Below are 12,758 nucleotides of genomic sequence, written 5' to 3'. Positions count from 1 at the left end.
GGTGCCGACGGTCAAGACGACTTGCACGGGCGTTGAAATGTTCCGCAAGCTGCTCGACCAAGGTCAAGCCGGCGACAACGTGGGCATTCTGCTGCGCGGCACCAAGCGTGAAGACGTCCAGCGTGGCCAAGTGTTGGCCAAGCCGGGCTCGATCACGCCGCACACGGACTTCACGTCCGAGGTGTACATCCTGTCCAAGGAAGAAGGCGGCCGTCACACTCCGTTCTTCCAAGGCTATCGTCCCCAGTTCTACTTCCGCACGACGGACGTGACGGGCACGATCGAGCTGCCGGCCGACAAGGAAATGGTTCTGCCGGGCGACAACGTGGCCATGACGGTCAAGCTGTTGGCTCCGATCGCCATGGAAGAAGGCCTGCGTTTCGCTATCCGTGAAGGCGGTCGTACCGTCGGCGCCGGCGTCGTCGCCAAGATCCTGAAGTAAGCAATACCCAAGTGGGTAGAGAGGACGAAAAGTCCCTCTACCCATTTTTGCCGTAAAAGTGTTATGATGTTTGGCTCCGTAACCTTAAGCAGTGAATAGCCCAAGAGGCTGGTCATGCGAAGGCCGGGAAAGTCAGTGAATGTAGTGCAAGCCAGTAGTGTTTTAGGGGCATAGCTCAATTGGCAGAGCGTCGGTCTCCAAAACCGAAGGTTGTAGGTTCGATTCCTACTGCCCCTGCCACCGCCAGGATAAACCCGCGGGAGATCATCGCGAGTTACGCATTCACGGCGGCTCGCGTCGCAATATGTCTAATACCAGCGTAGAAACCGTAACCAGTACCGCCGACCGGCTCAAGCTCGGGCTGGCGGTTCTCGTCGTTATTGCTGGCATCGTCGGGTTTTCCGTGCTCAGCGCACAGCCGATGCCTGCTCGTATCGGCGTGTTCGTCGGCGGCCTTGTGATTGCAGCCGTAATCGCCTGGTTCAGCGAACCCGGCCGCCGCACCTTGAGCTTTGCCAGCGAGTCCTACAACGAAGTCAAGCGCGTCGCATGGCCCACCCGCAAGGAAACGACCCAGATGACGGGTATCGTTTTTGCGTTCGTGGCTGTCATGGGCATTTTCATGTGGGTGCTCGACAAGGGCATCGAATGGATTCTTTACGGCCTGTTGTTGGGCTGGAAATAAGGACGGCGAATGAGTAAGCGTTGGTATGTCGTCCATGTGTACTCCGGCATGGAAAAGAGTGTCCACAAGGCCCTGGTAGAGCGCATTGAGCGCGCGGCCTTGCAGACGTCTTTTGGCCGCATTCTTGTGCCCTCCGAGGAAGTCGTCGAGGTCAAGGGTGGTCAGAAATCGATCACCGAACGCCGCATTTTCCCTGGTTATGTCCTGGTTGAAATGGACCTGACCGACGAAACGTGGCATTTGGTCAAGAACACGAACCGCGTCACCGGCTTTTTGGGTGGCTCGGGCAACCGTCCGACCCCGATTTCCGAGAAGGAAGTCGAGAAGATCCTCTCCCAAATGGAAGAGGGTGTCGAGAAACCCCGCCCCAAGATTCTTTTCGAAGTGGGCGAGATGGTTCGGGTCAAGGAAGGTCCGTTTGCAGACTTCAACGGCAACGTCGAAGAAGTCAATTACGAAAAGAGCAAGGTGCGCGTGTCGGTCACCATTTTTGGTCGTGCCACACCCGTCGAACTCGATTTCAGCCAGGTCGAAAAGACCTGATTTCAACCCCCGGGGAGCCCAGGCTGAGAACGCCGGGGCGATATAACCCGCAAGGAGCAAAGCATGGCGAAAAAGATCGTCGGCTTTATCAAGCTGCAAGTACCGGCTGGTAAAGCTAACCCCTCCCCCCCGATTGGCCCGGCACTGGGTCAACGCGGCCTGAACATCATGGAATTCTGCAAGGCGTTCAACGCCAAGACCCAAGGCATGGAGCCTGGTCTGCCGATTCCGGTGGTGATCACCGCCTTCGCGGACAAGAGCTTCACCTTCATCATGAAGACCCCGCCCGCGACGGTCCTCATCAAGAAAGCTGCTGGCGTGCAAAAGGGTTCGCCCAAGCCGCATACCGACAAGGTCGGCACGCTGACCCGCGCGCAAGCTGAAGAAATCGCCAAGGCCAAGGGCCCCGATCTGACCGCCGCTGATCTGGACGCCGCTGTGCGCACGATCGCTGGCAGCGCCCGCAGCATGGGCATCACGGTTGAGGGGATCTAATCATGGCAAAACTGTCCAAGCGCGCAGCCGCTATTGCGCAAAAGATCGACCGCACCAAGCTGTACCCGGTCGCTGAAGCCCTGACCCTGGTCAAGGAAACCGCCGTCGCCAAGTTCAATGAATCCATTGACGTGGCCGTGCAGCTCGGCATCGACCCGAAGAAGTCGGACCAACTGGTTCGCGGTTCGGTCGTTCTGCCCGCCGGCACCGGCAAGTCGGTTCGCGTTGCCGTGTTCGCCCAAGGCGACAAGGCTGAAGCCGCCAAGGCCGCCGGCGCCGACATCGTTGGCCTGGACGACCTGGCTGACCAGATCAAGGCCGGTCAAATGGACTTTGACGTGGTCATCGCTTCGCCCGACACGATGCGTGTCGTGGGTGCCCTGGGCCAGATCCTGGGTCCCCGTGGCCTGATGCCGAACCCGAAGGTCGGCACCGTGACGCCTGACGTCGCGACCGCTGTCAAGAACGCCAAGGCCGGTCAGGTTCAGTACCGTACCGACAAGGCTGGCATCATCCACGCAACGATCGGCCGTGCGTCGTTCGGCGTGGAACAGCTGCAAACCAACCTGGCTGCTCTGGTCGACGCCCTGCAAAAGGCCCGTCCCGCAGCTGCCAAGGGCATTTACCTGCGCAAGCTGGCCGTTTCGTCCACGATGGGCGGCGGTGCTCGCGTTGAAATTGCCTCGCTGTCGGCTTCCAACTAAGCCAACAGCAGTAAACGTACTTTGGGCTGCATCCGGATTCCTCCGGATGTTGCTGTCAAAGACCGCTGGAGCAGGGTAGTGGATCGGTGTCTGACACCTCCGGTACCCCGCTTAATCCCGAAGCTCATCTAGTTCGGATCCAGCGTAGACGGCGTCCCCAGGAAGATTTCTTTACACGAAGAACTCGACCAGGCGCCGCATTCGGTTGACGCGCAAGGCTCAGGCCCCAGGCGTCTTTTGATGGAGTGTTCAAACCGTGAGTCTCAATCGTCAAGAGAAAGCGGTGGTAATCGAGGAAGTCTCGGCAGAAGTCGCCAAGGCACAATCGATTGTTATCGCTGAGTACCGTGGTCTGGACGTCGCCTCTGTCACCGTACTGCGCAAAACTGCGCGTGAATCGGGCGTGTATCTGCGAGTTCTGAAGAACTCGCTGGCCCGTCGTGCTGTTGCCGGCACGGCTTTCGAGCCGTTGGCTGAGCAACTGACCGGTCCGCTGATCTATGGCATCAGCACTGATCCGGTTTCGGCGGCCAAGGTTATCGCTGGTTTCGCGAAAAGCAACGACAAGCTGGTCATCAAGGCGGGCGCATTGCCCAACAGCCTGCTGACTCAAGATGGTGTGAAGGCCTTGGCCACCATGCCGTCCCGCGAAGAGTTGCTGTCGAAACTGCTTGGCACCATGCAAGCCCCGATCGCGCAATTCGTGCGTACGCTCAACGAAGTTCCGACCAAGTTCGCCCGTGGCCTCGCGGCTGTGCGCGACCAAAAGGCAGCGGCCTAATCGCCCTGCTGTCCGGAATTCGCTGAACGACGAAGCGACACCCAAACCCTGGCATTACCAAAATATTTGGAGTTCTTAAAAATGGCACTTAACAAAGCTGAAATCCTTGACGCCATCGCTGGCATGACCGTGCTCGAGCTGTCCGAGCTGATCAAGGAAATGGAAGAGAAGTTCGGCGTGTCGGCTGCTGCCGCCGCTGTCGCTGTTGCTGCTCCCGCCGCTGGTGGCGCTGCCGCCGCTGCTGAAGAGCAAACCGAGTTCAACGTCGTCCTGCTGGAAGCCGGCGCGAACAAGGTCAGCGTCATCAAGGCCGTGCGCGAGCTGACCGGTCTGGGTCTGAAGGAAGCCAAGGACCTGGTTGACGGCGCTCCGAAGCCCGTCAAGGAAGCTGTGGCCAAGGCTGACGCCGAAGCCGCCAAGAAGAAGCTGGAAGAAGCTGGCGCCAAGGTCGAAGTCAAGTAAGACCTGCGTCAACTGCCCGGGGACAGCACAGTTTGCAGTCCCCGGGCTTTTGCGTTTCCAGGAAACCCCTACTGGGGGTATGCCCTTTCAGGGGGGTTTCCTGGAGTCGTATCACCTAGGGCCGTGGTTGACGGCCCATGCAACCTCGAGTCGGAGTGCTCATGCCTTACTCGTACACCGAAAAAAAGCGCATCCGCAAAAGCTTCGCCAAGCGTGAAGACGTTCAAAACGTTCCTTTCCTTTTGGCGACACAGCTTCAATCCTACCTAACTTTCCTGCAGGCGGATACCGCCCCGTCCGATCGCGTAGCCGACGGTTTGCAGGCGGCGTTCTCGTCGATTTTCCCGATCGTTAGTCACAACGGTATGGCGCGCTTGGAGTTCGTGAGCTACGTGCTCGGCGAACCGGTGTTCGATGTCAAGGAATGTCAGCAACGTGGTCTGACCTATGCCTCGCCCCTGCGAGCCAAGGTCCGCCTGGTGCTGCTTGACCGCGAAGTCAGCAAGCCGACCGTGAAGGAAGTGAAGGAACAGGAAGTCTACATGGGCGAAATTCCGCTCATGACAGGCACGGGTTCCTTTGTCATCAATGGCACCGAGCGTGTCATCGTGTCGCAGCTGCACCGTTCGCCTGGCGTGTTCTTCGAACACGACCGCGGCAAAACGCACAGCTCCGGCAAGCTCCTGTTCTCGGCCCGCGTGATTCCTTACCGCGGCTCGTGGCTGGACTTCGAATTCGACCCGAAGGACGTCCTGTTCTTCCGCGTCGACCGTCGTCGCAAGATGCCTGTCACGATCCTGTGCAAGGCCATCGGCATGACGCCGGAATCCATCCTGGCCAACTTCTTCGACTTCGATAACTTCGAATTGAAGAGCGAAGGCGCGATGATGGAATTCGTGCCCGAGCGTTGGAAGGGCGAAATGGCCCGCTTCGACATCTCGGATCGCGATGGCAAGGTCATCGTCGAAAAAGACAAGCGCATCAATGCCAAGCATTTGCGCGACCTGGCTGCCGGTGGCATCCAGCGCATCTCCGTGCCGGAAGATTTCCTGTACGGCCGCGTGCTGGCCAAGAACATCGTTGACGAAGATACCGGCGAAGTCATCGCCAACGCCAACGACGAGATCACGGAAAGCGTGCTGGGCGCCCTGCGCGCCTCGAACGTCTACGACATCCAGACGCTCTACACGAACGATCTGGACCGTGGTCCGTACATCTCGCAAACCCTGCGCACCGATGAAACCGCCGACCAGATGGCCGCGCGCGTTGCCATCTACCGCATGATGCGTCCTGGCGAGCCGCCCACCGAAGAAGCGGTGGAAGCGCTGTTCCAACGTCTGTTCTACAGCGAAGAGACGTACGATCTGTCGCGCGTGGGCCGCATGAAGGTCAACAGCCGTCTGGGCCGTGGTGAAGACATCACCGGCCCGATGACGCTGACCAACGAAGACATCCTTGAAACCATCAAGGTGCTGGTTGAGCTGCGTAACGGCCGTGGCCAGATCGATGACATCGATCACTTGGGCAACCGTCGCGTGCGTTGCGTTGGCGAACTGGCCGAAAACCAGTTCCGCGCCGGCCTCGTGCGTGTCGAGCGCGCGGTCAAGGAACGTCTGGGCCAAGCCGAGACCGAAAACCTGATGCCGCACGACCTGATCAACTCCAAGCCGATCTCGGCTGCCATCAAGGAGTTCTTCGGTTCGAGCCAGTTGTCGCAGTTCATGGACCAAACCAACCCGTTGTCGGAAATCACGCACAAGCGTCGCGTTTCCGCACTGGGCCCGGGCGGTCTGACCCGCGAGCGCGCCGGCTTTGAAGTCCGCGACGTGCACCCGACCCACTACGGCCGTGTCTGCCCGATCGAAACGCCGGAAGGCCCGAACATCGGTCTGATCAACTCCATGGCGCTGTACGCTCGCTTGAACGAGTACGGCTTCCTGGAAACGCCTTACCGCAAGATTATCGACGGCCGCGTCAGCGAGCAGATCGATTACCTGTCGGCCATCGAAGAAAGCCACTACGTCATTGCACAGGCTAACGCCGCGCTGGACGAGCAGGGCGCCTTCGTTGACGACCTGGTCGCTTGCCGTGAAGCAGGCGAAACGATGCTGACGTCGCCGGCCAACGTGCATTACATGGACGTTGCCCCGTCGCAGATCGTGTCGGTGGCTGCTTCGCTGATTCCGTTCCTTGAGCACGACGACGCGAACCGCGCACTGATGGGCGCCAACATGCAACGCCAGGCCGTGCCTTGCCTGCGTCCGGAAAAGCCGGTCGTGGGTACGGGTATCGAACGCACCGTGGCCGTTGACTCGGGCACGACCGTGCAAGCACTGCGTGGCGGCCTGGTCGACCACGTTGATGCCGAGCGCGTCGTGATTCGCGTGAACGACGAAGAAAACGTCGCCGGCGAAGTCGGTGTCGATATCTACAACCTGATCAAGTACACCCGTTCCAACCAGAACACGAACATCAACCAGCGTCCTATCGTCAAGCGTGGCGACAAGGTCGCCAAGGGCGACGTGCTGGCTGACGGCGCATCGACCGACCTGGGCGAACTCGCCCTGGGTCAGAACATGCTGATCGCGTTCATGCCGTGGAACGGCTACAACTTCGAAGACTCGATCTTGATCTCCGAGAAGGTTGTTGCCGATGACCGCTACACCTCGGTGCACATCGAGGAACTGACGGTTGTCGCCCGCGACACGAAGCTGGGTCCGGAAGAAATCACGCGCGACATCAGCAACCTGGCTGAGACGCAACTGAACCGTCTGGACGATTCGGGCATCACGTACATTGGCGCCGAAGTCAGCGCCGACGACGTGCTGGTCGGCAAGGTCACGCCGAAGGGCGAAACCCAGCTGACGCCGGAAGAAAAGCTGCTGCGCGCCATCTTCGGTGAAAAGGCGTCCGACGTTAAGGACACCTCGCTGCGCGTGCCTTCGGGCATGACCGGCACCGTGATCGACGTGCAAGTGTTCACGCGTGAAGGCATCGTGCGCGACAAGCGCGCCCAGTCCATCATTGACGATGAACTGCGCCGCTATCGCCAAGACCTGAACGACCAGCTGCGCATCGTTGAAAACGACCAGTTCGACCGTATCGAAAAGATGCTGGTCAACAAGACCGTCAACGGCGGCCCGCGCAAGCTGGCCAAGGGCGCCACGATCACCAAGGCTTACCTGGCTGATCTGGACCGCTGGCAGTGGTTCGACATCCGTCTGGCCGATGAGCCGCACGCTGTCGTGCTGGAGCAAGCCAAGGAATCGCTGGAGCAGAAGCGTCACCAGTTTGATCTGGCCTTCGAAGAGAAGCGCAAGAAGCTGACGCAGGGCGACGAGCTGCCCCCGGGCGTGCTGAAGATGATCAAGGTCTACCTGGCCGTGAAGCGTCGTCTGCAACCTGGCGACAAGATGGCAGGCCGTCACGGTAACAAGGGTGTGGTTTCGCGTATCACCCCGGTGGAAGACATGCCGCACATGGCTGACGGCACGCCGGCCGACATCGTTCTGAACCCGCTGGGCGTGCCCTCGCGGATGAACGTCGGTCAGGTGCTGGAAGTGCACTTGGGCTGGGCTGCCAAGGGCGTGGGCCACCGCATTGCCGATCTGCTGCGCGACGAGCGCACCGCGCAGGTCAAGAACGTCCGTGCTTACCTGGACAAGGTCTACAACACGACCGGTTCCGGCGCCCGCATCGACGAGCTGACCGACGAAGAAGTCATGGAAATGGCCCAGAACCTCAAGAACGGCGTGCCGTTCGCGACGCCCGTCTTCGACGGCGCGACCGAAGAGGAAATCACCACGATGCTGGAGCTGGCCTATCCGGACGACGTCGCCGAGCGCATGGCACTGACGCCTTCGCGTACGCAGGCATGGCTGTTTGACGGCCGCACGGGCGAGAAATTCGAGCGCCCCGTGACTGTCGGCTACATGCACTACCTGAAGCTGCACCACTTGGTCGACGACAAGATGCACGCGCGTTCGACGGGTCCGTACTCGCTGGTCACGCAGCAGCCGCTGGGTGGTAAGGCGCAGTTCGGTGGTCAGCGTTTCGGGGAAATGGAAGTGTGGGCGCTGGAAGCATACGGCGCCGCGTACACCCTGCAAGAAATGCTGACGGTGAAGTCGGACGACATCACTGGCCGTACGAAGGTATACGAAAACATCGTCAAGGGCGACCACGTCATCGACGCCGGCATGCCGGAATCGTTCAACGTGCTGGTGAAGGAAATCCGCTCGTTGGCCCTGGACATGGATTTGGAGCGTAACTAATGAAAGCGCTACTCGACCTATTTAAGCAAGTCTCGCAAGACGAGCAATTCGATGCCATCAAGATCGGCATCGCCTCGCCCGAGAAGATCCGTTCGTGGTCTTACGGCGAAGTTCGCAAGCCCGAGACCATCAACTACCGCACGTTCAAGCCTGAACGTGACGGTTTGTTCTGCTCCAAGATCTTTGGCCCGATCAAAGACTACGAGTGCTTGTGCGGCAAGTACAAGCGCCTGAAGCATCGTGGCGTGATCTGCGAAAAGTGCGGCGTTGAAGTTACCGTTGCCAAGGTTCGCCGTGAACGCATGGGCCACATCGAGCTGGCCAGCCCCGTTGCGCACATCTGGTTCCTGAAGAGCCTGCCGTCGCGTCTGGGCATGGTGCTCGACATGACCCTGCGCGACATCGAACGCGTTCTGTACTTCGAAGCCTGGTGCGTGATCGAACCTGGCATGACGCCGCTCAAGCGCGGCCAGATCATGTCGGACGACGATTTCCTCGCCAAGACCGAAGAGTACGGCGACGATTTCCGTGCCCTGATGGGCGCGGAAGCCGTGCGCGAACTGCTGCGTACCATCGACATCGACCGCGAAGTGGAAACGCTGCGCGGCGAATTGAAGGCCACCAGCTCGGAAGCCAAGATCAAGAAGATTTCCAAGCGCCTGAAGGTGCTGGAAGGCTTCCAGAAGTCGGGCATCAAGGCCGAGTGGATGGTCATGGAAGTGCTGCCCGTGCTGCCGCCGGACCTGCGTCCGCTGGTGCCGCTGGACGGCGGCCGCTTCGCGACCTCCGACCTGAACGACCTGTACCGCCGCGTCATCAACCGCAACAACCGCTTGAAGCGCCTTCTGGAGCTCAAGGCGCCGGAAATCATCCTGCGCAACGAAAAGCGGATGCTGCAGGAAGCTGTTGACTCGCTGCTGGACAACGGCCGCCGTGGCAAGGCCATGACGGGCGCCAACAAGCGCCAGTTGAAGTCGCTGGCCGACATGATCAAGGGCAAGAGCGGTCGTTTCCGTCAGAACTTGCTGGGCAAGCGCGTCGACTACTCGGGCCGTTCGGTCATTGTGGTGGGTCCGCAGCTGAAACTGCACCAGTGCGGTCTGCCCAAGCTGATGGCCCTGGAACTGTTCAAGCCGTTCATCTTCAATCGTCTGGAGATGATGGGCCTGGCCACGACCATCAAGGCTGCCAAGAAGCTGGTGGAAAGCCAGGAACCCGTGGTTTGGGACATCCTGGAAGAAGTCATCCGCGAGCACCCGGTCATGCTGAACCGTGCGCCCACGCTGCACCGTTTGGGCATCCAGGCGTTTGAACCGGTCCTGATCGAAGGCAAGGCCATCCAGCTGCACCCGCTGGTTTGCGCGGCGTTCAACGCCGACTTCGACGGTGACCAGATGGCTGTTCACGTGCCGCTGTCGCTGGAAGCCCAGCTGGAAGCGCGCACGCTGATGCTGGCGTCGAACAACGTGCTGTTCCCGGCCAACGGCGAACCGTCGATCGTGCCGTCCCAAGACATCGTGTTGGGTCTGTACTACACGACGCGCGAGCGCATCAACGGCCGCGGCGAAGGCATCTTCTTCACCGACGTCGCTGAAGTGCAACGTGCGTACGACAACGGCGAAGTCGAGCTGCAATCCCGCGTGACCGTGCGTCTGAAAGAGCACGAGCGCGACGAGGCTGGCGAATGGCAACCGGTTATCCGCCGTCACGAGACGACGGTCGGCCGCGCGCTGCTGTCCGAAATTCTGCCGAAGGGCCTGCCCTTCACGGTGCTGAACAAGGCACTGAAGAAGAAGGAAATCTCGCGCCTGATCAACCAGTCGTTCCGCCGTTGCGGCCTGCGCGACACGGTGATCTTCGCCGACAAGCTGATGCAGTCCGGCTTCAAGCTGGCCACGCGCGGCGGTATCTCGATCGCCATGGGCGACATGCTGATCCCGACCGCCAAGGAAGGCATCCTGGCTGAAGCCAGCCGCGAAGTGAAGGAAATCGACAAGCAGTACTCGTCGGGTCTGGTCACGTCCCAAGAGCGCTACAACAACGTTGTGGACATCTGGGGCAAGGCTGGCGACAAGGTCGGCAAGGCGATGATGGAACAACTGGCCACCGAGCCGGTTGTGAACCGTCACGGCGAAGAAGTGCGCCAGGAATCGTTCAACTCGATCTACATGATGGCTGACTCGGGCGCTCGCGGTTCGGCCGCCCAGATCCGTCAGTTGGCCGGTATGCGCGGCCTGATGGCCAAGCCGGACGGCTCGATTATCGAAACGCCCATTACCGCGAACTTCCGTGAAGGTCTGAACGTGCTTCAGTACTTCATCTCGACTCACGGCGCGCGTAAGGGTCTGGCTGATACGGCACTGAAGACGGCAAACTCGGGTTACCTGACTCGTCGTCTGGTCGACGTGACGCAAGACTTGGTGATCACCGAGGACGATTGCGGTACGTCGCTGGGCTACAACATGAAGGCCCTGGTGGAAGGTGGTGAAGTCATCGAACCGCTGCGCGACCGCATCCTGGGTCGTGTTGCCGCCGTGGACATCATCAACCCGGACACGCAGGAAACGGCCATCGTTGCCGGTACCCTGCTGGACGAAGATCTGGTCGACACCATCGACCGCATCGGCGTGGACGAAGTCAAGGTCCGCACCCCGCTGACGTGCGAAACGCGCCACGGTCTGTGCGCACACTGCTACGGCCGCGATCTGGGTCGTGGTTCGCCGGTCAACCAGGGCGAAGCTGTCGGCGTTATCGCTGCTCAGTCCATCGGTGAACCGGGCACGCAGCTCACGATGCGTACGTTCCACATCGGTGGCGCGGCGTCGCGTTCGGCTCTGGCCAGCGCGGTCGAAACGAAGTCCAGCGGTCAGGTCGGTTTTGCCAGCACGATGCGCTATGTCACGAACGCCAAGGGCGAACGTGTGGCGATTTCGCGCTCGGGCGAACTGGCGATTTTCGACGACAACGGCCGCGAACGCGAACGCCACAAGATCCCGTACGGCGCGACCGTGCTGGTGGGCGATGGCGAAGCCGTGAAGGCTGGCGCGCGTCTGGCGACGTGGGATCCGCTGACCCGTCCGATCGTGTCGGAATACGGTGGCGCCGTCCGCTTCGAGAACATCGAAGAAGGCGTGACCGTTGCCAAGCAGGTGGACGAAGTCACCGGCCTGTCGACGCTCGTCGTCATCACGCCGAAGACCCGTGGCGGCAAGATCGTCATGCGTCCGCAGATCAAGCTGGTCAACGAAGCTGGCGAAGACGTCAAGATCGCCGGCACCGATCACTCGGTGAACATCTCGTTCCCGGTGGGCGCGCTGATTACCGTGCGTGACGGCCAGCAGGTTGCCGTGGGTGAAGTTCTGGCGCGTATTCCGCAAGAATCGCAAAAGACCCGCGACATTACCGGCGGTCTGCCGCGTGTGGCCGAACTGTTCGACGCCCGTTCGCCGACGGACGCCGGCATGCTCGCCGACGTTACCGGTACGGTGTCGTTCGGTAAGGACACGAAGGGCAAGCAGCGTCTGGTCATCACCGACCTGGAAGGCGTGAGCCACGAGTTCCTGATTCCGAAGGAAAAGCAGGTTCTGGTGCACGACGGCCAAGTGGTGAACAAGGGCGAAATGATCGTGGACGGCCCGGCCGATCCCCACGACATCCTGCGCCTGCAAGGCATCGAGAAGCTGGCGACGTACATCGTCGACGAAGTGCAAGACGTTTACCGTCTGCAGGGCGTGAAGATCAACGACAAGCACATCGAAGTGATTGTTCGTCAGATGCTGCGTCGTGTGAACATCGTTGATGCTGGCGATACCGAGTTCATCCCGGGCGAGCAAGTTGAGCGCTCCGAACTGCTGAACGCCAACGATCGCATGGCTGCCGAAGAGCGTATCCCGGCAACCTACGACAACGTGCTGCTGGGTATCACGAAGGCCTCGCTGTCGACCGACTCGTTCATCTCGGCCGCTTCGTTCCAGGAAACCACGCGTGTCCTGACCGAAGCCGCCATCATGGGCAAGCGCGACGACCTGCGTGGCTTGAAGGAAAACGTCATCGTCGGCCGCCTCATCCCGGCGGGTACCGGCCTGGCTTACCACCACGCACGCCGCGACAAGGAAGAGCTGGAGGCAGCGGAACGCGAAGCCGCTCGCCAGCAGGCCAACCCGTTCGAAGACTCGCCGGTTACGGTGGGCGCGGACGCAGAAGCCCCGGCCGCCGACGCCGGCACCGAGAACTCCGCCGAATAAGCGGAAACCCGGACAAGTCCCCGCGCGCAGGCTGGGCGCTGGGGCTGGAAGCAAAAAGGCCGCTGATGCGAATCAGCGGCCTTTTTTTTACGCTTTTTTTTACGTCTTTTGTTTGCGCTTTTTTGTTT

Annotated in this window: 9 protein-coding genes and 1 tRNA gene; all 10 read left to right on the top strand. The window is 60.4% G+C overall.

Annotated features, from left to right (window positions below; genetic code table 11):
* On the top strand, positions 1 to 442 hold a 442-nt coding region (locus ACE04A_RS26485; RefSeq protein ID WP_485820685.1), incomplete at its 5' end, for an EF-Tu C-terminal domain-related protein.
* A 164-nt stretch (positions 443 to 606) separates the two neighbouring features.
* Positions 607 to 682 (top strand) — tRNA-Trp (locus ACE04A_RS26480).
* 64 nt (positions 683 to 746) lie between these two features.
* Positions 747 to 1,127 carry a preprotein translocase subunit SecE gene (gene secE / locus ACE04A_RS26475; protein ID WP_054428143.1) on the top strand — a complete coding sequence of 127 codons (381 nt, stop codon included), beginning with the start codon at positions 747 to 749 and terminating at the stop codon, positions 1,125 to 1,127.
* Positions 1,128 to 1,136: 9 nt separating this feature from the next.
* Positions 1,137 to 1,670: a transcription termination/antitermination protein NusG gene (gene nusG / locus ACE04A_RS26470; protein WP_006216576.1), complete on the top strand. Its 534-nt coding sequence runs from the start codon at positions 1,137 to 1,139 to the stop codon at positions 1,668 to 1,670.
* A gap of 63 nt (positions 1,671 to 1,733) precedes the next feature.
* A complete protein-coding gene (gene rplK, locus ACE04A_RS26465; RefSeq protein ID WP_046806050.1) occupies positions 1,734 to 2,165 on the top strand; it encodes a 50S ribosomal protein L11 in 432 nt (143 codons plus the stop codon).
* Between the two features lie 2 nt (positions 2,166 to 2,167).
* Positions 2,168 to 2,869 (top strand): 50S ribosomal protein L1, encoded by a 702-nt coding sequence (gene rplA / locus ACE04A_RS26460; RefSeq protein ID WP_006392088.1) that lies wholly within the window; start codon positions 2,168 to 2,170, stop codon positions 2,867 to 2,869.
* 256 nt (positions 2,870 to 3,125) lie between these two features.
* Positions 3,126 to 3,650 (top strand): 50S ribosomal protein L10, encoded by a 525-nt coding sequence (gene rplJ / locus ACE04A_RS26455; RefSeq protein WP_006216572.1) that lies wholly within the window; start codon positions 3,126 to 3,128, stop codon positions 3,648 to 3,650.
* Positions 3,651 to 3,731: 81 nt separating this feature from the next.
* Positions 3,732 to 4,112: a 50S ribosomal protein L7/L12 gene (rplL, locus tag ACE04A_RS26450; protein ID WP_006216571.1), complete on the top strand. Its 381-nt coding sequence runs from the start codon at positions 3,732 to 3,734 to the stop codon at positions 4,110 to 4,112.
* Positions 4,113 to 4,273: 161 nt separating this feature from the next.
* Positions 4,274 to 8,386 carry a DNA-directed RNA polymerase subunit beta gene (gene rpoB, locus ACE04A_RS26445; protein ID WP_050450098.1) on the top strand — a complete coding sequence of 1,371 codons (4,113 nt, stop codon included), beginning with the start codon at positions 4,274 to 4,276 and terminating at the stop codon, positions 8,384 to 8,386.
* On the top strand, positions 8,386 to 12,630 hold the full coding sequence (gene rpoC, locus ACE04A_RS26440) for a DNA-directed RNA polymerase subunit beta' (RefSeq protein ID WP_485820684.1): 4,245 nt from the start codon (positions 8,386 to 8,388) through the stop codon (positions 12,628 to 12,630). Before rpoB ends, rpoC begins: the two co-directional genes overlap by 1 nt.
* The last annotated feature ends 128 nt before the right edge of the window (positions 12,631 to 12,758 follow it).

It is taken from the genome of Achromobacter colocynthidis (genome assembly GCF_057334535.1).
The sequence above is the reverse complement of the archived record's forward strand: the minus strand, read 5'-3'. Positions and strand labels throughout refer to the sequence as shown.

Bases quoted from the DNA above. Each gene is read 5' to 3' on its own strand.
- rplL (WP_006216571.1), top strand. From the start codon at position 3,732: ATGGCACTTAACAAAGCTGAAATCCTTGACGCCATCGCTGGCATGACC.
- rplK (WP_046806050.1), top strand. From the start codon at position 1,734: ATGGCGAAAAAGATCGTCGGCTTTATCAAGCTGCAAGTACCGGCTGGT.
- rplA (WP_006392088.1), top strand. From the start codon at position 2,168: ATGGCAAAACTGTCCAAGCGCGCAGCCGCTATTGCGCAAAAGATCGAC.
- nusG (WP_006216576.1), top strand. From the start codon at position 1,137: ATGAGTAAGCGTTGGTATGTCGTCCATGTGTACTCCGGCATGGAAAAG.
- rpoB (WP_050450098.1), top strand. From the start codon at position 4,274: ATGCCTTACTCGTACACCGAAAAAAAGCGCATCCGCAAAAGCTTCGCC.
- rpoC (WP_485820684.1), top strand. From the start codon at position 8,386: ATGAAAGCGCTACTCGACCTATTTAAGCAAGTCTCGCAAGACGAGCAA.
- secE (WP_054428143.1), top strand. From the start codon at position 747: ATGTCTAATACCAGCGTAGAAACCGTAACCAGTACCGCCGACCGGCTC.